Source organism: Streptomyces sp. TLI_171, assembly GCF_003610255.1.
Taxonomy (GTDB): domain Bacteria; phylum Actinomycetota; class Actinomycetes; order Streptomycetales; family Streptomycetaceae; genus Kitasatospora.
On sequence record NZ_RAPS01000001.1, the window covers coordinates 5,925,933 to 5,949,888 of the forward strand.

The 23,956-nt window shown below is 71.3% G+C and carries 30 protein-coding genes; 18 read left to right on the plus strand and 12 right to left on the minus strand.

Translation table 11 applies throughout. The features are described 5' to 3' along the window. The first annotated feature begins 99 nt into the window (after positions 1 to 99). From BX266_RS26660 to BX266_RS38885, 6 genes are read left to right on the plus strand one after another with little or no spacing between them, the layout of a single operon-like run. The gene (locus BX266_RS26660; RefSeq protein ID WP_143686996.1) at positions 100 to 1,314 is read left to right on the plus strand and encodes a cytochrome P450; all 1,215 of its coding nucleotides are present in this window, start codon (positions 100 to 102) and stop codon (positions 1,312 to 1,314) included. Then, positions 1,311 to 1,802: a dCTP deaminase domain-containing protein gene (locus tag BX266_RS26665; RefSeq protein ID WP_099903851.1), complete on the plus strand. Its 492-nt coding sequence runs from the start codon at positions 1,311 to 1,313 to the stop codon at positions 1,800 to 1,802. The genes BX266_RS26660 and BX266_RS26665 overlap by 4 nt, the downstream gene beginning before the upstream one ends. Continuing rightward, entirely contained in the window at positions 1,799 to 2,341 is a 543-nt protein-coding gene (gene dcd, locus BX266_RS26670) for a dCTP deaminase (protein WP_099903853.1), read from the plus strand. Before BX266_RS26665 ends, dcd begins: the two co-directional genes overlap by 4 nt. Beyond that, positions 2,334 to 4,745, plus strand: coding sequence for an amino acid--tRNA ligase-related protein (locus BX266_RS26675; protein WP_099903855.1), 2,412 nt, complete (start codon positions 2,334 to 2,336; stop codon positions 4,743 to 4,745). The genes dcd and BX266_RS26675 overlap by 8 nt, the downstream gene beginning before the upstream one ends. Continuing rightward, complete coding sequence (locus BX266_RS26680) at positions 4,742 to 5,605, plus strand: bifunctional 2-polyprenyl-6-hydroxyphenol methylase/3-demethylubiquinol 3-O-methyltransferase UbiG (protein ID WP_099903857.1); 864 nt, start codon at positions 4,742 to 4,744, stop codon at positions 5,603 to 5,605. The genes BX266_RS26675 and BX266_RS26680 overlap by 4 nt, the downstream gene beginning before the upstream one ends. Before the next feature lie 23 nt (positions 5,606 to 5,628). Further along, complete coding sequence (locus tag BX266_RS38885) at positions 5,629 to 6,168, plus strand: AAA family ATPase (RefSeq protein ID WP_099903859.1); 540 nt, start codon at positions 5,629 to 5,631, stop codon at positions 6,166 to 6,168. A 60-nt stretch (positions 6,169 to 6,228) separates the two neighbouring features. Here the strand turns inward: BX266_RS38885 and lysS are convergent, their stop codons facing one another. Then, a complete protein-coding gene (lysS, locus tag BX266_RS26690) occupies positions 6,229 to 7,890 on the minus strand; it encodes a lysine--tRNA ligase (RefSeq protein WP_099903861.1) in 1,662 nt (553 codons plus the stop codon). Positions 7,891 to 8,475: 585 nt separating this feature from the next. Here lysS and BX266_RS26695 point away from each other — a divergent pair. The 3 genes from BX266_RS26695 to BX266_RS26705 all read left to right on the plus strand — a co-directional run bounded on the left by BX266_RS26695 (position 8,476) and on the right by BX266_RS26705 (position 11,128). Continuing rightward, the gene (locus tag BX266_RS26695) at positions 8,476 to 8,919 is read left to right on the plus strand and encodes a hypothetical protein (RefSeq protein ID WP_259464863.1); all 444 of its coding nucleotides are present in this window, start codon (positions 8,476 to 8,478) and stop codon (positions 8,917 to 8,919) included. 177 nt (positions 8,920 to 9,096) lie between these two features. Beyond that, entirely contained in the window at positions 9,097 to 10,296 is a 1,200-nt protein-coding gene (locus tag BX266_RS26700; RefSeq protein WP_310794841.1) for an MAB_1171c family putative transporter, read from the plus strand. A 199-nt stretch (positions 10,297 to 10,495) separates the two neighbouring features. Continuing rightward, entirely contained in the window at positions 10,496 to 11,128 is a 633-nt protein-coding gene (locus tag BX266_RS26705; RefSeq protein WP_099903867.1) for an HAD-IA family hydrolase, read from the plus strand. A gap of 200 nt (positions 11,129 to 11,328) precedes the next feature. Here the strand turns inward: BX266_RS26705 and BX266_RS26710 are convergent, their stop codons facing one another. Continuing rightward, a complete protein-coding gene (locus tag BX266_RS26710) occupies positions 11,329 to 12,195 on the minus strand; it encodes a helix-turn-helix transcriptional regulator (protein WP_099903868.1) in 867 nt (288 codons plus the stop codon). 524 nt (positions 12,196 to 12,719) lie between these two features. On the opposite strand from BX266_RS26710, the gene BX266_RS26715 reads away from it, so the two are divergent. The 9 genes from BX266_RS26715 (at position 12,720) to BX266_RS26755 (ending at position 19,771) form a co-directional block, all read left to right on the plus strand. Next, entirely contained in the window at positions 12,720 to 13,049 is a 330-nt protein-coding gene (locus tag BX266_RS26715; protein WP_259464864.1) for a transcriptional regulator, read from the plus strand. Between the two features lies 1 nt (position 13,050). Beyond that, positions 13,051 to 14,103, plus strand: a complete 1,053-nt coding sequence (locus BX266_RS26720; protein ID WP_099903870.1) for a hypothetical protein — start codon at positions 13,051 to 13,053, stop codon at positions 14,101 to 14,103. After that, positions 14,103 to 14,810: an ATP-binding protein gene (locus BX266_RS26725; protein WP_099903872.1), complete on the plus strand. Its 708-nt coding sequence runs from the start codon at positions 14,103 to 14,105 to the stop codon at positions 14,808 to 14,810. The genes BX266_RS26720 and BX266_RS26725 overlap by 1 nt, the downstream gene beginning before the upstream one ends. A 111-nt stretch (positions 14,811 to 14,921) precedes the next feature. Next, positions 14,922 to 15,491 carry a WhiB family transcriptional regulator gene (locus BX266_RS26730; protein ID WP_099903874.1) on the plus strand — a complete coding sequence of 190 codons (570 nt, stop codon included), beginning with the start codon at positions 14,922 to 14,924 and terminating at the stop codon, positions 15,489 to 15,491. Further along, on the plus strand, positions 15,488 to 16,552 hold the full coding sequence (locus BX266_RS26735) for a DUF2637 domain-containing protein (protein WP_099903876.1): 1,065 nt from the start codon (positions 15,488 to 15,490) through the stop codon (positions 16,550 to 16,552). The genes BX266_RS26730 and BX266_RS26735 overlap by 4 nt, the downstream gene beginning before the upstream one ends. A gap of 85 nt (positions 16,553 to 16,637) precedes the next feature. Beyond that, positions 16,638 to 16,862, plus strand: a complete 225-nt coding sequence (locus tag BX266_RS26740) for a hypothetical protein (protein WP_099903878.1) — start codon at positions 16,638 to 16,640, stop codon at positions 16,860 to 16,862. Further along, complete coding sequence (locus tag BX266_RS26745) at positions 16,859 to 17,524, plus strand: MobC family plasmid mobilization relaxosome protein (RefSeq protein WP_099903880.1); 666 nt, start codon at positions 16,859 to 16,861, stop codon at positions 17,522 to 17,524. Before BX266_RS26740 ends, BX266_RS26745 begins: the two co-directional genes overlap by 4 nt. Next, positions 17,524 to 19,302, plus strand: a complete 1,779-nt coding sequence (locus BX266_RS26750) for a relaxase/mobilization nuclease domain-containing protein (protein ID WP_099903882.1) — start codon at positions 17,524 to 17,526, stop codon at positions 19,300 to 19,302. The genes BX266_RS26745 and BX266_RS26750 overlap by 1 nt, the downstream gene beginning before the upstream one ends. 76 nt (positions 19,303 to 19,378) lie before the next feature. Continuing rightward, the gene (locus tag BX266_RS26755; protein ID WP_259464865.1) at positions 19,379 to 19,771 is read left to right on the plus strand and encodes a hypothetical protein; all 393 of its coding nucleotides are present in this window, start codon (positions 19,379 to 19,381) and stop codon (positions 19,769 to 19,771) included. Between the two features lie 56 nt (positions 19,772 to 19,827). Here BX266_RS26755 and BX266_RS26760 read toward each other — a convergent pair whose 3' ends face one another. The 10 genes from BX266_RS26760 to BX266_RS26805 all read right to left on the minus strand — a co-directional run bounded on the left by BX266_RS26760 (position 19,828) and on the right by BX266_RS26805 (position 23,778). Beyond that, positions 19,828 to 20,175: a hypothetical protein gene (locus BX266_RS26760; RefSeq protein ID WP_099903884.1), complete on the minus strand. Its 348-nt coding sequence runs from the start codon at positions 20,173 to 20,175 to the stop codon at positions 19,828 to 19,830. A gap of 37 nt (positions 20,176 to 20,212) precedes the next feature. Further along, entirely contained in the window at positions 20,213 to 20,443 is a 231-nt protein-coding gene (locus BX266_RS26765; protein ID WP_099903886.1) for a hypothetical protein, read from the minus strand. 24 nt (positions 20,444 to 20,467) lie between these two features. Further along, positions 20,468 to 20,710: a MarR family transcriptional regulator gene (locus BX266_RS26770; protein ID WP_099903888.1), complete on the minus strand. Its 243-nt coding sequence runs from the start codon at positions 20,708 to 20,710 to the stop codon at positions 20,468 to 20,470. A gap of 122 nt (positions 20,711 to 20,832) precedes the next feature. After that, on the minus strand, positions 20,833 to 21,399 hold the full coding sequence (locus tag BX266_RS40185; RefSeq protein WP_259464866.1) for a hypothetical protein: 567 nt from the start codon (positions 21,397 to 21,399) through the stop codon (positions 20,833 to 20,835). A gap of 97 nt (positions 21,400 to 21,496) precedes the next feature. Continuing rightward, positions 21,497 to 21,709: a hypothetical protein gene (locus BX266_RS26780; RefSeq protein ID WP_099903890.1), complete on the minus strand. Its 213-nt coding sequence runs from the start codon at positions 21,707 to 21,709 to the stop codon at positions 21,497 to 21,499. Between the two features lie 49 nt (positions 21,710 to 21,758). Continuing rightward, a complete protein-coding gene (locus BX266_RS26785) occupies positions 21,759 to 22,034 on the minus strand; it encodes a hypothetical protein (RefSeq protein ID WP_099903892.1) in 276 nt (91 codons plus the stop codon). After that, complete coding sequence (locus BX266_RS26790; protein ID WP_099903894.1) at positions 22,031 to 22,450, minus strand: hypothetical protein; 420 nt, start codon at positions 22,448 to 22,450, stop codon at positions 22,031 to 22,033. Before BX266_RS26790 ends, BX266_RS26785 begins: the two co-directional genes overlap by 4 nt. Positions 22,451 to 22,504: 54 nt before the next feature. Next, complete coding sequence (locus tag BX266_RS26795; protein ID WP_099903896.1) at positions 22,505 to 22,864, minus strand: helix-turn-helix domain-containing protein; 360 nt, start codon at positions 22,862 to 22,864, stop codon at positions 22,505 to 22,507. Between the two features lie 111 nt (positions 22,865 to 22,975). Then, complete coding sequence (locus BX266_RS26800) at positions 22,976 to 23,389, minus strand: hypothetical protein (protein ID WP_099903898.1); 414 nt, start codon at positions 23,387 to 23,389, stop codon at positions 22,976 to 22,978. Positions 23,390 to 23,430: 41 nt separating this feature from the next. Further along, positions 23,431 to 23,778 (minus strand): DUF317 domain-containing protein, encoded by a 348-nt coding sequence (locus BX266_RS26805; RefSeq protein ID WP_099903900.1) that lies wholly within the window; start codon positions 23,776 to 23,778, stop codon positions 23,431 to 23,433. Between the last annotated feature and the right edge of the window lie 178 nt (positions 23,779 to 23,956).

Here is a 23,956-nt window from a genome sequence, read left to right on the forward strand (position 1 = left end):
GAGTGCCGCTCGTCGGCCGTTCGAACTCCGTTGCACCACAGCCGGGTTGATGCCGCACGCACCTCGTCCTGCGCGCTTCCGGCAGAGGGGAGAAAGCCCATGGACGAGAAAACCGTCTTAACCGCCCTGACAGAGGGGCCCCAGCGGGTGCCCGCGCTCTCAACACTGGCCAGCGGGCCGCAGGTCGTCGACTGTCCCGATCTGGGCAGCGGAAGACTCGTGTTCCCGCGCTTCCGGGAGGTCCGCCACCTGCTGCGGGATCCGAACTTCCTGTGCGCGCCGACCGCCGCCGGGATGCTCCAGGAGATCGACCTGGGCCTGCGCTCCGTGCTGGAGCCCGTGAAGTCGTGGGTGCTCTACTCGGACGCACCCCAGCACCCCCGGCTGAGAGGGCTGTTGGCGAAGGCGTTCACACCGCGCCGCATCGCAGCCCTCGCCCCGCGTCTCGAAGCGGAGGCCGAGGAACTGGTGTCGCGCTTCGTGGCGGCCGGTGGCGGGGACGCGGCGCGGGAGGTCGCCGAGCCCTTGCCGGTGAGCACGATCTGCACGCTGTTGGGCGTTCCCCGAGAGGACCGCGACCTCCTGGTGCGGTGGGTCGACGACGTCCTCCTGCTCACCGAGCCGACGCTCAACGAGGACCAGGAGCTGCGGCTCGCCGACGGGTGGAGTCGGCTGTGGGCGTACTTCTCCGAGCGTGTCGAGCAGCGCCGCGCCGAGCGCGCCGACGACATCGTCTCGGCGCTGGTGGAAGCAGAGGAACACGGCCAGCGCCTCACCCGCGAGGAGGCCGTCGCCAACCTGATCACCCTGCTCGTAGGGGGCCACGAGACGACGACGGGACTGATCGGCGGCATCCTGCGCGCCCTCGCACAACACCCGGACCTGACACCGCTCGTAGCCGACTCCGCCGACGCGGCCGGCGCGTTCGTCGAGGAGGTGCTGCGCCTGGACGGCCCCGCCCAGATCACCGCCCGCACCGCGGCGGCGGACTGCGAGGTCTTCGGCGTCCCGGTGCCGGCGGGCAGGCGGTTGATCCTCCTGCAGGCATCGGCGAACCGCGACCCCGAGGTGTTCGAGGAACCGGAGGCGTTCCGGCTCGACCGGCGGCCCAACCGGCACGTCGGCTTCGGCCACGGCCCGCACGCCTGCTTCGGTGCCGCGCTGGCCCGCATGGAAGGCGCCGCCGTGCTGCGCGCCGTCGCACGCCGAGGTGTCCGCCTCCGAGTCGCGGACGGAACGCAGTGGAAGCCCTCACAGGTGATCCGTTCCGCCACCGCCCTGCCCGTCGCCGTCGAGGAAAGGGGTGCCCGGTGATCCTGACCGGCGACGCGATCCGGAACGCCGTCGACTCGGGCGAGATCACCTTCTCCCCGTACGACGTGGCCGGCGTCAACCCCAACTCGATCAACTACCACCTCGGCCGCGGACTCAAGGTCTTCGAGGACGGCGGGTGGAGGGACGTCGACCTGCCGGACGCCGGCTTCATCCTGGAGCCGCACCGGATGTACCTGGGGCACACCGAGGAAGTCATCGGCAGCAGCCGGTTCGCGATGCGGCTGATCGGATGCAGCAGCAACGGACGGCGCGGCCTGTTCCTCCAGCTCAGCGCCGACCTCGGGCACACCACCTCCTGCCACCGCTGGACGCTGGAGATCCTCGCGGCCCTGCCCACCCGCCTGCGCCCCGGGATGGTGGCCGGCCAGGTCAGCTTCTGGCACAACACCGGCCGCCTCGACCCGAGCCCGGCCACCTACGCCCGCTTCAACCACGCCTGCGAACCGCAGATCGGAGTGACGCCGTGATCCTCACCGGAGCCCAGATCGCGCAGGAAGTCACCGCCGGCCGCATCCGGATCACGCCCTTCGACCCGGCACGCTGCACCACCAACAGCTACGACCTGACCCTGGGCCGCCGCCTGGCGAGGTACCGCCCCGGCCAGGTCCTCGACCCCCTGCACGAGCCGGAGGTCGAATACTTCGAGATCCCCGCCGACGGCTACCCGATGGAGCCCGGGGAGTTCGTCCTGGGCGAGACCGCCGAGCAGCTCGGCAGCGACACCTTCGTACCGCTCATACACGCCAAGAGCGGCTTCGCCCGCTGCGGAGCCTTCGCGCACGTCACCGCCGACTTGATCGACCTCGGCTTCTTCGGGCACTCCACCCTGCAGCTCTACGCCACCTTGCCCGTGGTGCTCGTTGCCGGCATGCCGCTGGCCCAGGTGACCTTCTGGACCACGTACGGCGAGATCGCCGACCTGTACGCGGGCAAGTACCAGGGCGGGGACGGCCCACTGCCCTCGCGCAGCCACCTCGACGCATGGGCGGTCGGCGCCCGTGGCTGACGACGGCTTCCGCACCATCCAGAGCGCCTCGGCGTGCCTGTTCGCCGCCCGCGCCCGCATCGAGACCGTCCCGGCGTACACCGGCACCCGGCCCTACGACGCGGGCCTCGCCGCCGGGGCCGCGGTCGCCGACCTCGCGCGCCGGATCGAGGCCGAGGAAGTCGACGGACTCCTCCTCCAGCTCACCGACCCCGGCCTCGGCTCCACGATCGAGGTCCTGGCCGACACGGTCCGCCAGGCCGTCACCGGCCTGCTGGTCGCGATCGGCGCCGACCCGGCCGCCGCGCTCGCCGGGGCCGGCACCGACGGTTGGTGGCTGCACCTGGCCGGAGTCCGCTGGTTCCTGATCGCCTTCGCCCCCTGCTACCCGGACACCTCCCCGCGCTCCACCCGCGGGTCGACCACCACCTTCCTCCTCCTGCAGCCCGTCCACTCCTTCGACCGGCACGCCACCCCCAGGGGCACGGTGATCGCCCCCGCCGTCCGCGAGCGCATCCGCGCCGCCCACCAGGCGGCCGGCACCCCCTACAACACCGCCCACGCCCAGCAGACCGCCGAGGCCAAGAAGTTCGTCGCCCCGCTCCACCCCGACGACCCGCCCGTCACCTGGTGGCTCACCCACACGAGCGAAGCGGGGAGCGCGAGCACCGACACCACCGCGCTCGCCGCCGCCATCGCCCGCACCCACTCCAGCGGCACCCCCACCCGGTGGGACGCGCCCGCTGAACTGCTCAGCGCCGCCGCCGTCCTGTTCACCGAGCACCCCGCCGACGGTGCCGACCAGCTGCTGGCCGGCATCGCCCGCCTCCTCGACCACGGACCCCACCAAGCCGTCCTCCTCCACAGCGCCCCCGGCACCCGCGGACCGCGCGAACTCGACGTCCTCCACCACGCGCTCGCCGCCGCCGCCGAACCCGGGCAACCGCCCTGGCCGCACGGACCGGCCGACCCCGCCCGCCTGGCCGCCGCCGCCCAGACCTTCAGCGCCACCATCCCCTGCCAGCTCACCGCCCTGCGCACCGCCGCCGTCCTCCACCTGCTGCGACTGCTGCCCGAAACCCGCGGCGAGCAGCACCGTGACCTGCTGCGGCGCACCGCCTGGCTCCTCGACCCGCGCACCGACGACCCCGTCCACCTGCTGCTCACCCTCACCGGCCCCGACGACCCGCTCGCCCCGCCGCCCCGCAGCTCCGCCACCGCCCGTCCGCGCGGCACCGCCCCGCTGCCGCTGGCCGACTGGGCGACTTGGCCGACCCCGGGTCGGCAGCTCCTGCTGGCCGGGCGTATCACCGCGGTCCGCGTCCACCGCAAGAGCGCGTTCGCCGACCTCGCCTGGGACGGCCGCACCGCCCAACTCGCCCTTGACCCCGCCGCTGCGGCCGGGCTGCACACCGGTGACCTGGTCGCCGCCCGCGGCACCTGCTCCACCAGCCGCACCGGCCAGCCCACCCTCTTCGTCGAGCACCTCGACCTGCACGAGAGCGGCGCCCCCGTGCCGCCGCCGCCCTCCATGCTCCTGACTCCGGTGCTGGAGCCGCTGCGAGCGCACCTCGCCGCGAGCGGCTTCCAGGAAACGATCACCCCCATCCTCACCAATGGCTACTTCGGCGGCGCCGCCCGGCCGTTCACCACCTGGGCCCACGCCGCCGGACAGCACCAGTACCTGCGCGTCACCAGCGAACTCGACCTCCTCGCCACCATCGCCGCCGGGACCACCCGCTGCTACGAGATCGGCCCGAGCTTCCGCAACGAAGGCCAACGAGGCCGACCCGCAGTCGAGTTCGTGATGCTGGAGGCGTACGCGGCCGACCTCACCCTGCCGCAGGCCACCGCCCGCCTCGCCGACCTCGTCACCAACACCACCGCCCTCACTGCCCCGCTGGTCCACCGCACCTTCGACCACGCCTTCGCCGCCATCACCGGCATCCACCCCGCCGACGGGACCGCCGTCCGCGCGCTCGCCGCCGAACGCATCCCCTACACCGCCCAGCACACCGACGACCCGGACCACCTCGCCCGCCGCCTGTGGCGCCACAGCGTCCGCCAGCACCTGCGCGGCTTCACCGCGATCACCGACATCCCCGGCCCCGCCTCACCCCTCATCGCCGGCACCGGCCGCCAGGCCCAACGGGTCTGGCTCTACGCCGACGGACTCGAACTCGCCGAGATCGCCGCCAACGAACGCGACCCGCACCGCCTCGCCGCCGCCTTCGCCGCTCAGTTCGCCGCGGACCGCCACCTCGCCCACCGCTGCTACCAGCAGGTCGTCGACCTGTACGACAGCGGCCTGCCCCCGTGCGTCGGCTTCGGCATGAGCGTCACCCGCCTCGCCGGCCTCCACCCCACCCACCTCCTGCCCGCCCAGCGCCGAGCCCCGCACCACGCCACCGAGAGGACCCCATGACCGCCACCGCCGCCGCGTCCGCCATCACCCGCTGGCCCCTGCCCTCGATCCCCCGCACCGCCGAGGAGGTCTGGGCCGCCAGTTACCCCGACTTCGTCGCCATGGTCAACCAGACCAACGTCATGCCCGGAGCCCACGCCACCCTCAGCACCTGGGCCCTGCACTCCCGCCTGGGCCGGCACCACCACCTCCTCGACGTCGCCTGCACCACCGGCTTCACCAGCCGCGAACTCGCCCGCCTCACCGGCTGCACCGCCACCGGCTTCGACCTCAGCGCCGACTCCGTCGCCCTCGCCCGCTACAACCACCAGCTCCTCGACCCGTCCCTGAACCTCACCTACCACCAGGCCGACGGCACCACCTACACCTCCGACCACCCCTTCACCCACATCGCCGTCGGCGCCGCCCTCGGCTTCTTCCCCGACCCGCCCGCCATGGCCCGCCGCCTGCTGAACCTCCTGGCTCCCGACGGCTACATCCTCGCCTCCCCCTTCTGGGCCCCCGAAGCGCTGCCCGAGCACGCCGCCGCCGTCCGCCGCGACGTCTTCGGCATCACCAGCCCCATGGAGAACCGCGACCAGGCCCTCGCCCTCTTCGCCGGCCTCGACGTCCTCCACCAGGCCGACCACACCCTCACCCCCGAGAGCGCCGACGCCATCGAGCACTACTGCCGCTCCACCGTCGACCGCGTCCTCGATCAGAGCGGCGGCACCGACCTCACCGTCCGCACCGCCATGCTCGACCGCCTGCGCCAGGTCAAGCACGCCACCAACACCCTGCGCACCCACCAGCGCTACACCGTCCTGGTCCTGCGCCACGACGCCCACACCTACCCGAACCGGTACGTCGAACTCTTCTGACCCACCGACCAAAGGCCCCCAACGTGATCCTCTTCGTGAACGGCCCCTTCGGCGTCGGCAAAACCACGACCGTCGGCCTGATCGCCCAACGGCGGCCCGACACCCTGGTCATCAACCCCGAGGACATCGGCCACATGCTCTGGAAGCAGCTCCCCGCGGACCTGCGGCACGAGGAGTTCGAGCTGGAGCCGCTCTGGCCGCCGCTCACCTGGCGCATGCTCGACCAGGCGGCCCGGCACTACGACCGCCTCGTCGTCGTCCCCATGACCATCGCCCGCACGCCCGTCTTCGACCAGATCGTCCGCCCGCTGCGCGAAGCCGGCCACCGCGTGCACCACTTCACCCTGCTCGCCCCCGCCGCCACCATCCGCGCCCGCCTACGCGAACGCGGAGAAGGCCCGGACAAGTGGGGCCCGCTCAGCTGGGAGGGTAACCAGGTCGAACGCTGCCTGGACGCCCTGCACCGCCCGGAGTTCGCCGACCACCTCGACACCGAACACCGCCCGGCCGCCGACATCGCCGACGAGATCCTCACCCGCGCCGGACTCCTCCCGACCGCCTGAACCCGAGGGGGCGGCCCGGAGCACACCGCTCCGAGCCGCCCCGCGACGTTCAACCGCCCGCTACGCGAGCGACAGCAGCGACCGCAGCCGCTCCGGGCCGAGCGCCAGCAGCAGGGTCGGCAGCCGCGGCCCGGTGTCCCGGCCCACCAGCAGCTCGTACAGCAGCACGAACAGCTCCCGCTGGGCCACCTTGAGCTCAGGCGTCGCCGGAGCGTCCAGCGGCAGACCCGCCTGGAGCTTGGGCACGCCGTACACCAGCGCCGTCAGCCCCGGCAGCGACCAGTGCTCCTCCAGGCCGTCCAGCAGGAGCTTCAACGCCTCCCGCTGAACCGGCTCCAGCGCCTCCAGCCGCTCCGCGTCCGGCTCCGTGCGCACCTGCGTGCGCTCCTCGGCCGGGAGGGTCTCCGTCCACGCCTGGGCGCGGTCCAGCCTCGGCCGGGCCTCCTCCAAGTTCGCCAGCGGCTCCTCGACGGTGGCGTCCCGCAGGATCCGCAGCGTCTGCACCGGGTCGCCCGCGGCGACGTCCGCCGCGGCGGCCAGCAGCCGGAACGGCAGCGGCCGGGGAGTCGTCGGCAGCGGCCCGGCCGCCGGACCGACGGCGCGGGTCTGGGCCGCGGCCTCGGCCTCCGACGCTGTCCCGGCCGCCAACTTCTGCCCGAGCGCATCCCACTCGTCGTACGTCCGCTGGATCTCCTGGCCCATCGCGACCGTGATGGCTTGCCGGGGCTGGCGGCGGACGTACAGCCAGCGCAGCATCGGCGGCTCCAGCACCGCCAGGAGGTCGGCCGGAGTCACCACCCCGCCCTTCGAGCTGGACATCTTCGCCATGCCGCTGATGCCGACGAAGGCGTACCCGAGGTAGGACGGCGGCTGCCCGTCGAAGACCTCGCGCACCAGCTGCGAGCCGACCGCGAAACTCGACCCCGGAGAGGAGTGGTCGACACCGCCGGCCTCGAAGGTGACCCCCTCGAACTTCCAGCGCATCGGCCAGTCCACCTTCCAGACCAGCTTGCCGCCGTCCTCCTCGGACAGCGCGAACCCGCCCTGGTGCCCGCACTCGCACCGGTAGTCCATCCGCGTGCTCTCGTCGTCGAAGGCGACCACGGTGGTGGAGTCGCGGCCGCAGACTTCGCAGTACGGCCGGTACGGGTAGTAGTCGCTACCGGCGGCCGACGCGGCCTCCTCGTCGTCCTGCTCCAGCTCCGCCCCGGCGGCCTTCTTCGTCCGGTACCGGCCGAGAACCGCGTCGATCCGCTGCCGCTGCCGCTGCCGCATCGCGTGCACGATCTGCTCGCGATACGCGCCGGAGGTGTACATCTGGGTCTGGCTGATCTCGTCGACCTCGACGCCCAGCGCCGCCAGCGCCGCGCGAAGCGGGGCCTTGAAGTGCTCCGCCCAGTTCTCGTGCTGCCCGCACGGGTCGGGCACCGCGGTCAGCGGCCGACCGATGTGCTCCGCCCAGCTCTCCGGCACCCCGGCCGGGATCTTCCGCAGCCGGTCGTAGTCGTCCCAGGAGAGCAGATGCCGGCACTCCAAACCCCGACGGCGCAGCTCGTCCGCGACGAAGTGCGGCACCAGAAGCTCGCGCAGGTTGCCCAGGTGGATCGGGCCCGACGGGGAGACCCCTGACGCGCACACCAGCGGAGCCCCGCCACGGCGTTTGGCCTCGGCGATCACCTGGTCCGCAGCCGCAACCACCCAATCGCTCTGCCCCACACCCATGCCGAAACCCTCCAGCTGACTGACGTCTATTCAGGTTCAAGTAGCCTAAGGGAAATTGATCAAGATCAACGCCAGGCTGGGGGGTGTGGGGTGCCCGTAGATCGCGACAAGGTGCTCAAGCTCTCCATCGATCCAGGCTGATGCCTGGTGCCGAGGGGCGGGGTCAGCCCGGGTTCCGCTGCCTTTGTTGTCAGCCGTCCCGGCCGCGCAAGCATGAGGAGGCGGCTGGCTTCCAGGGACTCAAGATCGCCATGGGCGTATCGCCTGATTTTGATCTTCACGCCCCGGGGTGGCGCATCGCCCGTAGTGACCTTCACAACACGCTCAGCCTTCGCGCTTCCCCTTTCATCCTTGTACGATCAAACGGCCAGGCGAGGCACTCGACCGACCATCGGGTGTGCTGATTCAGGGTCCTGGCCGTTGGTGCCCCACATGCGAGAACCAGGTCGGGGCTGGCTGTTAACTGGAGCGATCATGCGTTGGCGTAGGGACCCCTCGCAGCGTGCCCTCGTGCGAGAGTGTCAGAAGCTGATCGCCGATCTTCCCGTACCTGCCCCGTTTAGCGTCGAGGGTCTGGTGCGGAACATGGAGGTCGCGCTGGGGCGCGAGATCCGACTGGTGCCGCTAGAGGACCCTGATGGCGGCTTGGGTACGGCATGCGGCCTGCGGGTCAAAGCGCCCGACTTCACGATTGTTCTTTATCGGCGCCGTTCGAGCCGCAATCAAACTGAGCACATCATCCTCCATGAACTCGCACACGAGTGGTTGGATCATGGAACTTCCCTGTCGCCGGCTGAAATCGAGCGGTATGTCCCTGAGCGCATCCGGCACGAAGTCCTCCGCCGTTTCCCGATGGCCCTAGTCCAGGGGCGTGTGGATTTCGACAGCCCGGAGGAGAAGCAGGCCGAGATTTCAGCCTCGCTGATTAAGCGGCTGGGGCGGCGCCAGCCGGTTGCAGGGGATGACCTGGTCAGCCTTCTGGAGTCTTCGCTGGTCCATCCGGTTGCCCCGCCGCAACGTCACATTTAGCTTCCCCGAGGGTGCAATTTCAGTTTTAATCCTAATCCTTGACGGCCTCCGCCATGTTCGGCCGTAACGCCATTGACAATCTGGTCCGCATCTATCTGCCGTTCCGGGCGATGAAGTTGCAGCCATTTAGATAGTTGCCGATGAAATGTCTGATTATTTTCATACTTAACCGCAGTGGTGATGACCGCCATCGCCGTATGGCGGTTCCCGGCGGTTCGGTACGGTGACTCTCACCGCAGGGCGCTCTGGGGCGGCTATGCGGGATTCGCCGTGGCCCTGTGGCTTTATACCCCGGTGGCGATGGCGGCGGCGGACAGAATTCCTGTGGTCGACTTGAGCGCCCTGCTGAGGCATTTCGCCAGCACTGCGGCGATCGTGTCAGCACTAACCTACGTGGCTACCAGCTACGGGAGGAGTTCGGCGGCGGCCGTGCCCCGCCATGTGGCGATAGCCCGCTGCATCGCCCGTGCGTCCTATAGGGCTGGGGCTGTAGGCGTAGCCCTTATGGCGATCTTGTTCTTCACCGTGGTGCAGCGCCCGACGCCAAGTCAGAACTTCCTCATCGACCATGCTGGGCAATGGGGAACTGCCCTATACATGACCGTCTTCTACTTGTTTCCATTTGTCACCACCGCCATCTGCGGATACCAATGGACGAGGGCGGCGCGGCAGGCCGAGAGTGCAAGTATGCGCGTCGGGCTGGGGCTAATGGGGGTCTCGATGTGGATGGGCCTGGCTCACACATCGGCCAGAATCGCGATCCTGTGGACTGCGGTGGCATTCCCCTTGGATCACTCCACGGTGCAGTTTCTCGTGGATGCCACGGCGATATGGATGGATCTACTGTTTTTGGTAGTCGCCGTAGGCGCCAGCATTCCTACAACTCGTGCAGTGGCGTCCAAGGTGAAGATGTGGCAGACGCTTCGCAGGATCTATCCGCTCTGGTTCGATCTGGTGAAGGCATTCCCGGGCACAAGCTTGTACCCGCCTGGGGGCCGGTTCACCGAAATCGTATACACGAGAGTCCCTGTTGATGTCCGCTTGGACCGGTGGACGCAGGACATCGCCGATGCCTGCGAAAGGCTGCGCTATTACGCGCCGCGTAATCTGATGTTCGAGGCGGAAGATATTTTCGCGTCACATCCCGATCCTGATCCGGCCGCCGAGGCGTATTGGATCAAAGGGGCGCTCCGGGCTGCTGATGCCGGGCCAGCTAGCCCTCACGCCACCTCCTCTTTGCGAGAGAAGCCATTCGTTGACACCGACAGTGAAGCCGCGTGGCTGGTGCGGGTCAGCACAGTTTACTCCCACCTGAAGGAAAACCATGCCGGAGATATTGGCTCGCTCTCAAGAAAGGCCGAATTCAAGCCGATTTAGAGTTGGCGAGTGAGATTCGGCACTGCCCGCCGTGCAAGCCGGTCTGGTATGGTGGGCTGGGCGGACTGGTAGGCATTGTTCCGCTATATAGGCAAGCCTGGCCGAGGAGTGCAGCTGTTGTCGCCGCTGCCCAGGGGCCGGGCCCGCGACGTCGTCCCGTCTGGATGGACGTCCGAGATCTCAGTAATGGAGTTTCTGCATGTCCAACCGCCGTCGTACCGGGCTCATCCTCGATTTCGGCGGGGTGCTCACCACGCCCCTGCTGCCCGCAGTGCTGGCCTTCGAAGCGCGTGAGGGGCTGCCCCAGGGCGCCTGCCTGACGGCCCTGTACAAGGATCCGGAGGGCGTCCGGATCACCAGCGACCTGGAGCGCGGAGCGGTCAGCCAGGTTGCGTGGAACGAGTTCGCCGGCGCGATGCTGGGCGTGTCCCCGGACAACCTGATGGGCCGCATCTTCGGCGACCTCCGGCCTGAGCCGCGGATCATCGACGCCGCCGCAGCGGCCCGGCGCGCCGGCATCAAGGTCGGCATCCTGTCCAACAGCGTGGGTCTCGCACCGTGGGACCTGTACGCCGGGTACGAGCTGGAGAGCCTGTACGACGCCGTGGTGATCTCCGAGCACCACCTACTCCGCAAGCCCGACGCGGCGCTCTTCGAGATCGCGCTCAAGTCGATGGACCTGCCGGCAGAGGAGTGCGTCTTCGTCGACGACACCGAGGCGTACGTGCGTGCGGCGGAGGAGCTCGGCCTCGCGGGGGTGCACAACCAGGACCCCGCGCAGACGGTGGCCGCGCTCTCGGAGCTGCTCGGCGTCGACCTCGAAGCAGCGTAAGTCCGGGGCGCCGTCCTTGCGCAGGCGGCTACCCGGTAGGACCGGGAACGGCGAAGGGGCTTCGGCACCACACCCTCTACGGGTTGGTGCCGAAGCCCCTTCGCCGTCTCTATGCGGGCTGAGAAGCGCTGAAGGATCCGATCCGGGCGTGCACGTAGCTGTGGGGCTACGACGGGCGCAAGGGCCGCTGGCCGCCGGCCTCAGTCCCCGTCCGTATCGGGGAGCTTGTGCTTCAGCTGTCCGACGAGGGAGTTGAGGGTGGCCATCATCTCGGGCGACAGGCCCTCGCTGTTGCCGCGGGCGGCCAGACCGAGGATCTGGCCCCCGTGGATCGAGCCGAGGAAGCGGAGTGATTCTAGGAACTCCCGTGCGGTGGGGTTCAGTTCGGCGTCGTCCTGGAAGAGGGCGACGTCGACCTGGAGAGCTTCGGCCAGGCCGGCGCGCACCACCTCGGAAGCCCCTGACGTGGCGCCTGAGCGAAGGGCAACGATGTCGTCAGCGGTGACGACCGCCGCGCCTGCGTGATCATTGACGGCCCGAGCGATTTCCTCGTCGGAGGGTCCCTCCTGGTCCGGATACCCGTACTGCAGGAGATAGTTGATCTTCTCCCCGACCGTGCGGGGCGCGGAATCCCGGCTGCTGGCCGCCTTGGGCAGAATGCCGAACGAGACGTCCTGCGCGGCCAGCAGCGCCTCCAGCGTCACCCCGTACGCCGACGCGAGCTGCTCCGCGTACGCCTCGCTCAGTCTTCGTCTCCCGGACTCGGCGTTGGCCACCGGCACGCGGGTCGCGTGGATGGCCTCGGCGGCCTGCGCCACGCTGAGGCCGGCATCGCACCTCAACAGCTGTAGGTCCCGCGGGCCGTCGTGGGGGAAGAGGACGTCGAGGGGCTGGCCGAGCGCGGCTGCGATCCCGGGAAGCTTCTCGCCCTTGGGGAAATCCTGGCCGTTCTCCCAGCGCGCGACGGTGGGTGCGCTGACGCGCACCACGTCGGCCAGCTGCTTCTGGCTGAGGTCCTTGCCCCGCCGGGCCGCGCGGACGCGCTTGCCGTCGAACTGGCGTGGCACATGCTCTCCTGCGTGGCGGTCGGGGCGGTGTTGAGACAACTGTAGCCCAGACTTGATACAGCCGCACAAGTAACGTACGTTTCCGTATCGCACCTGGTGGTCGAGTCCCGACTCTCCGTGGTGCTGCCCCTTGGGCGACCCCTGCGCGGGGTGCTGCCGTGGCTGCTTGCGCGCCCTTCCGATGGGGCGTGGAACCCAGTTCGCCGTCCAAGGAGCGAGACCGCGCCCCCTCCGCTACCGGCCGTCGCGAGACCCGCACGGCCTGTGCGGTAAGGGCTGGACTCGCCGCCGGTGTCTACGTATGTTCGTCGTCCACGCCGGACAACGACCCGGCAGAAGGGGGAAGGAGGGAGCGGGCACGCGGCCCGCGACGCGCCCCCTCAACTGAAACCGGCGCCCGGGAGCTGCGAACTCCTGGACGCCGGACCGGCACCCCGAAGGGTGCTGTTCGCTACCACGCGCTCGGCTGGACTTCCTTGCACGAGAGACCACCGCGCGCGCTCCTACGAACACCGGAGTATCCCATGCGCATACCCACGATGGAAGCCGAGACCTCGGCACCGCCCACCTCCGGCCGGCACCTCCGGCTGGCCGAGCGCCTGGCCGACATGCTGCCCGGCGCCGCCGCGGTCCAGGTCGGACTCGCCGACCCGCGCCGCCAGTGGCCCCACCCCCAAGCGGTGGCACTCGACGCGGACGGGGTCCGGATGCCCCTCACCCGAACCACCTCCCAGGTCGTCGCCCGCTGGGTAATCCGCACTTGGCCCGACCTGGACTGGATGGACCTCTACACCCTCGACCTCACCACCGGGCAGCTCACCACCGGCGCGGGCACCGCCGTCCGGGGCCGCTGACATGGCGCGCATCCGATCGGTCAAGCCCGAGACCTGGGTGAGCGAGACGCTCGCCGAGGTCTCCATCCCCGCAGTGATCACTTTCCTCGGCATGACCAACCACGCCGACGACCACGGCCGCCACCGCGACAACGCCGCGATCGTCTACGGCCTGGTGTGGCCGATGCGCGAGGAGGTCACCCGCGCCGACGTCGAGGAGCACCTCCAGCAGCTCGCCGCCGCCGGAGCCGTGTGCCGCTACACCGGCTGCGACGGGCGCGAATACTTCCACTATCCGACCTGGCGCAACCACCAGAAGATCGACAAGCCGTCGCTGTCCCGGCTGCCCGCGTGCCCGCACTGCGAGCCGGAGCGGTGCGGCGTCTGCAAGGGCCCGTGCATCCAGCGCAGCGCCCTCGCCGCCGAGGCGCCGACCCCTGCGCCTGAGGCGGACCCGATGGCTCCGCGACTGTTCGACGAGCCCTCGGCGAACACTCCCTCCCGCCTCGACCCCCTCTCCGAACCCGTCGCGAAGCCGTCCCCGCAGGGCGGCGCCGACGGCAGCACGGCCACCGCCCCGGCGGTCGGCGAGAACCACTCGGCCGTCCCTGCCGCTGAAAGAAGCGCAGGTCAGAGGGCATTCGCCGAAGCCTCCCCGAAGGTTCGGCGAAGCGTCCAGGAGCCCTCGACGCCTGGATCTAGGATCTTGGATCCTGGATCTTCTTTCCCTACGGGGCGGCAAGCGCCCGAGGCGGAGGTCGTCTCGGCGGGCCAGCTCGTCGGCGAGTACGTCGCCGCGTGCGAGCGGCGCCCGCCGAACGGCGTGCTCGGCCACCTCGGCAAGACCGTCAAGGGCCTGCTGGCCGAGGGCATCGACCCCGAGCACGTCCGCGCCGGACTGCGGCGCTTCGCCGAGATCCAGGGCCACCCCTCCCGGCTGCCGAGCCTGGTCAACGACGCCATGAACGCACGCAACCCCGGTTTGGCCCGGCCGGGATTTCGCCCTAATCTGCCCGCTCACCAGGCATGGACCAACCCGGTCGACGCCGCCACCGCCTACGCCGAGGAGCTGTGATGCGCCACCACCGCGACCCGCAGACCCTCGCCGACGGTCCCTCCGTCCTCGACCGGATGGCCGAGATCCTCGCCGCCCGGGGCATCGACCGCGCCCGAGTCGACGCCCTCCCCGACGAGCCGGAGCCGTTCTCGCTGGAGGCCGCGCTGTCCGCCGGGATGCCGCCCCGCTACCGCGACGCCGTCGCCGACCACCCGCTGGTCCTGGCCTGGACCCGGCAGGTCGCCGCCCAGGCCGCCGCCCCCAGCACCGGGGCGCGCCGCCAGGTCGCCACCGGCCCCAGCCTGCTGATAGCCGGGGTGACCGGCGCGGGCAAGACCCACCAGGCGTACGGCGCCATCCGCGTCCTGGTGCGCGCCGGCCTCGGCGTGCGCTGGCGCGCCACCACCGCCGCCGACCTCTACGCCGAACTCCGCCCCAGCTCCGACACCGACGCCGAGCGGGTCCTCGCCGCCTACAGCCGGGTGCCGCTGCTGATCCTCGACGACCTCGGCGCCGCCAAGACGTCCGAGTTCGTCGAGGAGCAGACCTACCGGCTCATCAACCGCCGGTACAACGCGATGCTCCCGACCCTGATCACGACGAACCTGCGGATCAGGGACCTCAAGGCGCACCTCGGTGACCGCGTCACCTCCCGCCTCGCCGAGATGACCACCCGAGTCGAGTTCGAACCGGTCGACCGCAGACGCTTCCCACGCGCCGCCTGAACGACCGCCGCCCCGGCCGCGCCCCGAGCGCGCCGCCTCGCCCTTCACCGACCCAGCGCACCTCTCCGCCGACGCCGCCCCGCGCGCGGAGAGCGATCGGAGCACCCCCGCATGAGCACCACCACGGCCAACGCCGAGCGCTACCGCTCGCTCGGCGACCACACCTGGCAGGACCAGGCCGTCTGCCACCCCAGCCAGTACAACCCCGTCGACCCCGACGTGTTCTTCCCCGGGCCCGACGAGATCGACAAGATCTCCACCGCGCTGTCGCTGTGCGGCCAGTGCCCCGTCCGCCTGGCCTGCCTCGACGCCGCCCTCGAAGGCGGCGAGACGGACGGCATCCGGGGCGGCTACACCGAGGAGGAGCGCGCACCCCTGCACAAGGAGATCGCCAAGCGCCTCGACTACGGCCGGGTCAACGCCGCCCTCGCCGGACGCGACATCCACCTCACCACCGCCGAGCGCCACGCCGTCGTTCTCGCCGGATACCGCCACGGCGTCAGCGCCGAACGGATCGCCAACCTGCTCAAGATCACCGAAGACCACGCCCAGAAGCTCTACCGCAAGACCCGCCGCGCCATCCGCAACCGCGAACTCCAGCAGGACGCCCGCACCACCGGACAGACCGTCGGCACCGGCACCGGCCGCCTGACCTCGGACGACTTCGGGACGGCCGCATGAGCACCACCCCGACCACCACCGCCACCGTGCACGTCACCGGCTGGGACCGCACCGCCGTCATCGCCCTCGGCGCCACCGGCTTCGCCCTCTCCTACGACTCCCTCCAGCAGATGGCCGAAGCCGTCCACGTCCGCGGCCTCCTCACCTACCTCTTCCCCTTCATCGTCGACGGCTTCATCGCCTACAGCATCCGCGCCCTGCTCGTGATGCGCGACGCCCCGCTGCGCGCCCGCGCCTACGTGTGGCTGCTCTTCGGCGCGGCCACCGGCACGAGCCTGTGGGCCAACGCCCTGCACGCGGTCCGGATGAACGAGCAGAGCGCCGCTGCCGGGTTGCGGTTGACGGACACGGTGGTCGCGGTGCTCTCCACCATCGCCCCGCTCGCCTCGGCCGGCGCCGTCCACCTGTACATCCTGCTTGCCCGCGGACCGGCCAACCCGGTTGACCGGGACGGCCAGAGTGGCCGAAGCGACCAGCTGACCGGACCGGCCGAAGACCCGGGAACCACCGGCGACCTCGAATCCGGCCAGCAGAGTGCCCTGCTGGTCACCGACCGACCGGCCGAGTTCGCCCGGGTGACCGCCTCGCCGGTCAGCCCGGTCACCGCGCTGCCGGTGGCGGTGACCGAGGCCGCTGACCTGGGCGGTCAGCCGGTCACTGACCGACCGGCCGAGTTCGCCCGGGTGACCGCCTCGCCGGTCAGCCCGGTCACCGCGCTGCCGGTGGCGGTGACCGAGGCCGCTGACCTGGGCGGTCAGCCGGTCAGCGGTCAGCCGGTCACTGACCGACCGGCCGACGTCGCCCCGGTGACCGCCTCGCCGGTCAGCCCGGTCACCTCCCGGCCGGTCACTGACCGGGCGGCTGACCGGGACACCGAGGAACTGCTGGAGATCGCCAAGCAGGCGGTCGCGGAAGCGGACAACAAGCTGACCCGCGCCGTGGTCGCCACCGCGATCCGCGGTCAGCAGATCCCGCTGTCCAGCGACACCCTGACCCAGCTGATGGCCCAGCTCCGCGAACAGCAGCGCAAAAACCAACTCGCCGACGCCGACCGGAGCTGACCGACACCGACCGGCCGGGGCGACCGGGAAGGTCACCCCGGCCGGTCACCCACCCGCCACCGCACCACCGAAGTGGAGCACCGTCATGCGCACCACCCCCGCCACCTGGACCGAGGCGGACGCCTGGCTGACCGTCCTGCACCAGCACGGCCACCTCCACCACGTCCAAGCCGCCGCCGACGGCACCCGCACCGTCCAACGGGGCCGGCACTCCCGGCCCTGGACCCTCCACCACCCGGTCCTGGCCCTCGACTGGATCGAGGACCTCGTCCGCGACGTCGAGCAGCGCGACACGGAGCCGCACCGATGACCGGCACCGCCCCGGAGGCGACCGCCCCACGAGCGGCTGGTGACCCCAACCAGGCTCCTGGCGGAGCAAGTTGTCGCCTACGACGGTCCTACGGCCCGTCGTACGCACTTGCCCCCGCCCAGGAGGGCGGGGGAAGCCTGGCTGGTTCCCGAGCGAGGGCGCTCGGGAACCAGCCAGGCGAGCAGCACCAGGGGGCGCCGCTCGAAGGAGAAGCCCTCGACCAGCCCGCCGCCCGCGACCGCCAGCAGCCGAGCGCCCCGCCGTTCCCCGAGCGCAAGCCCCGCCGCCGCAGCCGCAACCCCCGCGAGCGCACCCACAAGACGACCACCCGCCTCTCCGACAGCGAGAAAGCCGAGATCACCGCCGCCGCCGCGCAGCGCGCCGTCACCGTCGCCCGCTTCCTCGCCGCCGCCGCCCTCGCCGTCGCCCGCGGCTCGACCACCGTGCACAGCAACGACCAGCTCGACGCCGCCATCGACGAACTGGCCGCCCTGCGCACCGCCCTCGCCCGCATCGGCAACAACATCAACCAGATCGCGCACCACATCAACGCGGGCGGACAGCCCCGCAGCGGCGAACTCGCCTACGCGACAACCGCCTTGGTCCGGACCCTCGCCCGCCTCGACGACGCGGCCGAAGCCCTGGTGAAGAAGCGGCTCTGATGATCCCCAAGATCCGACGCGGCTCCCGCACCCACGGCCTGCTCGCCTACCTCTACGGTCCGGGGAAGCGCGACGAGCACACCGACCCCCACCTGGTGGGCAGTTGGGACGGCTTCGCTCCGGACCCCAGCCGGGACACCGGCGCGGACGCAGACCCGAAGGCCACCATGATCCGACTCGCGGCAGCCCTGGACCTGAGGGTCAAGCAGGTTGGCACCGCCGCCCCGGCCCAGCACGTCTGGCACTGCTCGGTACGCACCGACCCCGGCGACCGCATCCTGAGCGACGAGGAGTGGAACACCGTCGCCCGCCGCCTGGTCCACGCCGTCAACCTCGCCCCCGAAGGCGACCCGGACGGCTGCCGGTGGGTCGCCGTCCGCCACGCCGACGACCACATCCACATCCTGGCCACCATGGTCCGAGGCGACCTTCGCCGACCCCGGATGAACTACGACTTCAAGAAGGCCCAGGCCGAATGCCGCCGCATCGAGCAGGAGATGGGACTGCGCCAGCTCAAGCCCGGCGACGGCACCGCCGCCACCAACCCCACCAGCGCCGAACGCTTCAAGGCCGAGCGCACCGGCCGCGCCGAGACCCCGCGCGAGAGCTTGCGCGAAGCCGTCCGCCAGGCTGTTGCCGGAGCCGCGAGCGAAGAGGAGTTCTTCACCCGGCTGCGCGAGGCCGGCCTGCGGGTGAAGCTCCGCCACGCCCCCTCCGGCGACGTGCTCGGCTACAACGTCGCCCTGCCCGGAGACCGCAACCGCGACAGCGAGCCGATCTGGTTCCCAGGCTCCAAGTTGGCCCCCGATCTGTCCCTGCCGCGGATCCGCCGCCGCCTGACCGACGCACCCTCCGACACCGCCACGCCCCGACCCGGCACGTCCCGCACCGACCGGTCCCGGTCCGCGCCCGCCCGCACCCGGCGCATCGCCGCCGTTACTGCTGAGCGCGCCACCGTACTCCTCGACGAAGACGGCGACGAAGCCGCCGCCCAGCTCGTCGGCGCCGGCGAACTCCTCGACGCGCTCGCCCAGACCGCACCGGCCGCCACCCGCGCCGAACTACGTGACGCAGCAAGGGCCTTCGAGCGCGCCACCCGTTCCCACATCCGAGCCGAGAACGCGGATATCCGCGCCTTGCGCTCGGCCGCCCGCGGAATAGTCCACGCCGGAACAGCGCTTGGACGAGGAGAGGACGGCGGAGCCACCGCGATGGTCCTCTCCACCCTCGTCCTGCTCACCCTCGCCGCCGCCCGCTGGCACTCCGCCCGCGGCCACGCCCAGCAGGCAGCAGCCTCCCGCCAGGCCGCCGAACACCTGCGCGCCGCCTACCGGCAGAGCGCCGCGACCCCGCTGCGGACGATGCGCGAGAGGGCTCAGGTGCTGCCCGAACCCGAACGCCGCCGCCACGAAGCCACCATCCGGGCCGCCCTCGGCGAACCGGCCACCCGCGCCGACAACCGCACCGGCACCGCCGAGCGGTTCGACGCCTTGGCTGCCACCCTCGCCGAAGCCGAGAAGGCCGGCCACGACCCCCAGGCCCTCCTCGAAGAAGCCGTCGACCGCCGCGAGCTGGAGAGCGCCCGCGACATGGACGCCGTGCTGGTCTGGCGCATCCGCCGCCTCGCCGACCTGCCCGCCTTCCCCAGCAGCACCAGCAAGCCGAAGGCCGGCACCAACTTGACCAAGAAGGCGCCCGCCCGCCCGGCCGCCCGCACCGCAACCCCGGCACCCACCCGACCGACCACCGACCCCCACCGCCCTGCACCCCGACGCTGACCGGTGCCCGAAACCCCTCGACACCCACTCCCACCAGGTGTTACGCAAGAACCCGCACCGCACGAACGGAGAGCCCGTGCCCAGAAACACCGAAGACCCCACCACCCCGGCCGCGCCCACCGCGCAGCCGACGGTCGGCGACCCGCTGCTGCGGCTGGAGCACGAGACGGCCCCGCCCAGCGGACCGGAAGCCACCCGCGGTCTGCAGTGCCCCCGCGCAATGGACCTGCGCGGCATGCCGGTCTACTGCACCAAGTGCCGGGCCCAGCGCGACTGGCTGCTGACCAACTACCGCCAGCACGTGTGGATCCACTGCCGCTGCGGGCACAAGTGGCTGGAGCCCGAGATCACCCGCGCCGACTTCGACGCCATGATCACCGACCCGAACTGGACGCACTACCCGACCGTCCGCGAAGGCGAGATCGCCCTCGGGTTCGACGGCTCCTTCGCCGGGATCTACCTGGAGTAGGAGAACAGCGAAGGGGGCACCACCGCATCGGTGGTGCCCCCTTCGCTGTTGGGCGATCAGTTCCTGTCGTCCGAAGGTCCTCCCGTCTGGGGGAGGTCGTCGTTTTGGGAGAGCCGGTGGAGGCTGAGCCGGATGGCGGCCGGGCGCAGACCGAGACCGGCGGCCAGGGCGTGCTCGTCGAGGGTGGAGTCCTGCCGCAGCTGCTGAAGGACGAGCTGATCGGTGCGGACTTCGGCGGCTCGGGCTGCGCGGTACGCGGCGAGGGCGGCGGCGCCGAGGACGACCAGGCCGACAGCGCACCCCGCGAAGGAATGGAAGACGGCGGCGGTGATCGCGATGACGGCACCGAGAGCGGCGAGGAGGCCGAAGGTCGCCACAGCGAAGGGCCGGGTGTGGTCGGTCATGGTGGTGAAGCAGTCCTTCCTGACCGGGCAGCAGGTGTCAGCTGCGGCGGGTCGATTTGGGCAGTGCTCCCCGGAAGTCGCAGCCGGGGCACTCGTCCTCTCCGGCGATGTGGCCCTCGTACCAGCCGTGGACGGCGGCGTGCAGGATGGCCTCCTCGACGGTGGCCTCGCCGGAGCGTACGGCCTCGACGGCGTTGCGGACGATGATCTGCAGGACGGCGGAGTCCGGCGGCGGGAATGGCGGGGAGGGCATCGGGGAGTCGCGCATGAAGGGAGCGTAGGGCCCGAGTGGTCAGCCGGTGGGCTGCTCGTCGGTGGTGCGGTCGGCGAGGTCGCTGCGGTAGCCCTGGCCGGGTGGCTTCCAGCCGGTGAAGGTCGAGGGCTTCCAGCGCGGGCGGTCGGGGATGGTGGTGTCATCGGGGGCGGGCAGCGCGCCTCGGCTCTTGCGGCTGCGGGCGGCTCCGACGCTGATGCCCAGGTGCGCGGCGACCTCGGTGTAGCCCCAGGAAGGCCGGTCGTCCTGGTCGGCGGGCATGTGTTCCTCCTCGGTGGTTCCGCCCACGAGGGTACGCGGGGCGGAAGGGGTGGGTGTGCGTCGAGGCCGCCCCTGCCGGTGGGCTGGGGCGGCCTCGTGTCGTGCGGAGGTGTGGGCGCCGGTTACAGGTCGAGGCAGTCGCACCGCTGGGCGTCGATGGGGTGGCCCTGGCACCGGTGGGGGAGGCCGTCCCAGCCGTCCCAGGGGGCGGGGAGGCACTCGACGCCACCGGCGGTCAAGGTGGTGTCCAGGTGTTCCCAGAGCTGGCGGACGGGGTGGGTGGGGCTGAGGGTGTTCACGGCGTCGACCAGGGCGGCGTGCGTGGCGTCGGTGCCCATCTCGTCCAGGTCGAGCTGCGGGCCGGGTTCGGTGAGGCCGACTGCGCGGTTGAGGGCGGCGGTGGCGACGGCCAGGGCGGAGCACAGGCCGGCGACCTCGGTAAGGGTGGGGCGGACGAGGTTGGGCCAGTCGTCGGGGGCGGCGTGCCAGGAGGCGAGGTGGACCTCGGTGGTGGCCAGGCCCAGGCGGGCGGTGACGTCCCAGCCCGAGCGGTGGGATTCCTCCCAGTGCAGGCTGATGCTGCCGAGGGGGAGGCGGGGCGCGTCGGCGGGCAGCCACAGCACGCCGATCGGGCGGTCGGGGCCGCAGGGGGCGCTGCGGACGAGCGCGCCGCGGACTCCGGCCGGCATCGGCCGCAGGGCGAGGGAGTCGAGGGTGTGGGTGGTGGCGGGGTGGCGGCGAGAGGTGATGCGGTCCTCCTTGGTTCGGGAGCGGTGGCGGGGTGGTTCAGGCCCAGGCGAGGTGTTCGGTGACGGCGGGCGGCAGGTAGCCGTCCTGGCCGTCCTCGCCGATGTAGGCGATGCCGTCGTGGACGGCGATGTCGGTGCTGACGTAGTGGGCGTAGGGCCAGTCGGGGTTGACGGCGAGGCGGACGCGCAGGTTCGGGTCGAGGCGTTGGAGGGCGGCGATCAGCTGGGCGACGGTCAGGTAGTGGGGCACGGGAACCTCCTGGTAGGGGTGAGGGAGCGAAGAGAGGTGGTTGTCGGGATCAGCGCATGTTGAAGGGGAGGGCGTCGCGTACCAGCGGGCCCGGCGCGGGGGCGGGTGCCTGGTGGGTGGCGAGGTGGCGTCTGCGGTGTTCGGTCACCTGGCCCTTGACCGGGCACTGGAACTGCCAGTTGCCGCAGGTGCAGACCGCGCGGGAGTGGTCGCGGCCGAGGCAGTCGGGGTGCAGCGGCTTGCCGGTGACGGTGTGCTTGTGTTCGGGCGGGCAGGTCGAGCCGTCGGCGTGGTGGTTGGTCAGCGGGGCGCGGTGGGTGGTCATCGGGTGCCGTTCGGTCGGGTGCGGGTGAACAGGCGCAGGCGGGGGAGGACGAGGACGGGCTCGTCTGCGGGCCAGGGGTCGCAGGCGTCCCAGGGCCAGCCGGTGGTGAGGACGACGGTGCCGTTGGGGCCCTGGACCTCGGGGAGGGTGCACACCCCGCAGCCGCAGTTCGGGTTGAAGGCGGTGGGCTCGGCCGGGTAGGGGCCGGAGGCGAAGTAGCCGCTGCGGGGCATCCGGCCGGGACGGTGGGGGTCGAAGGCGGAGACGATGAGGTCGCCGGGGCGGACCTCGTCGGCCCGGACGACGCGCAGCAGCGGGTTGGCCAGCACGCGGCGGCTGGCGCGGTGCTCGGTGGCGGCGGTGACGACGACCGGGTGGAAGTCGGCGTCGTGGAAGTGGTGGGCGTTCGTGGGCATCTCCTTGCCGGGTGGTGGACCCCGGACCGGTTGGGCCCGGGGCGAGGGGCGGCTTCAGTCAGCCAGCCGGTAGGAGACCAGCGGCACGGGCTCGCCCTCGTACACGCGCACGACGATGCCGTCGTCGAGCAGACGGGTGAGCGACTTCGCGACGGTGTGCTTGGACAGGTTCAGCGCGAGGCAGATCTGATACGGGCGGGCGCCGTCGGGCTGTTTGGCGAGGTGGGCGATGACCTTCCGGTCGCGGCGCAGGTCCTGTTCGTGGAGGTCGTCGACGGTGAGGAGCAGGCCGCTGGAGGCGGTGCAGATGCTGAGTGCGAGGACGGTGAGGTCGTGGGTGGTGAAGGCGGTGAACAGGCCGATGGCGAGGATGCCCGGGCCGGGGATGCGGTTCGGGTCGATGGAGGTCTTCACGCTGGTCCTCTCGACGGGCCGGTCCTGGCCCTGGCTGGCGATGACGGGGAGGAGGACAGGCCGGACCGGGTGCCTGGCGTCGGCCGGGCACCCGGGGCGGGCGAGCGGGGTTCAGGAGGCGAGGACGAAGCCGGTGTCGGCGCGGCGGGCGGCGATCCAACCGGCGAGCGTGTCGGCGAGGGCGGCGCAGTCGTCCGCGAAGGAGAGGCTGCCGTCGCCGACGTAGACCTCGGTCACGTCGTCCTCATCGGCGTCGTAGGGCGAGGAGGGGGCGGCGTAGAAGCAGGCGAGCCAGGCGCCATGGTTGGCGGCGTCGTTGGCGATCTGCCCGTTGTCGTCGGTGACCAGGACCTCCCCGTCGGGGAGTGCGAGGGACAGGGCGAAGTAGCCGCCGCCGGTGTGGACGGGGACGAAGGGCAGGCCGCGCTGGTGCAGTGCCCGGTAGGCGGCGCGTCCGGCGATGGGGGCCTCGCCGTCGGGCAGGGGGTCGGTGAGGGCGGAGTTGATGGTGCGGATGAAGGGCAAAGGGGCTCCTCCTTGGGGTAGTTGGGCGGGGACGTGTCCGGTCAGCGGGTGGAAGCGGTGATGAGGGCGGCGAGGAACCCGGCGACAGCCTCGGAGGGGGTGTTCGGGCCGAACTCCTGGGTCCAGGGCTCGGCATCGGTGGGGCGGACCTGGACGCGCCAGAGGATGCCGCGCGCCCAGGCGTCCGGGTCCTCCGGCAGCCAGCCGACGTACAGCCGCCCGTCGGGGCTGGTGCAGTGGGCGTTGGCCTCCGGGGTGTCGACGACCGGCCAGCCCAGACCGACGAGCAGCGCGAGCACGGGCTCCGCGCAGTGGTCGGTGGAGAGCCAGGACCGGCTCTCGGGGCCGGGGACGATCGGGGCGGGGAGGTTGGGGGTGGACGCGCTCATGGGTTTCGATCCCTTCGTTGACCTGCGGTTTTCCGCCGCACAGGTACTTTGACATGCGGTGTACCGATGTACGTAGTCGTTTCCGGGACCAGTTCGGTTCGCCGTGGGCGGATCGGCGGGAATCAACCGGGAGCGGCCGGTGCTGAAGCAGGGTTACGGCGCGGGGCCGTACACGGGC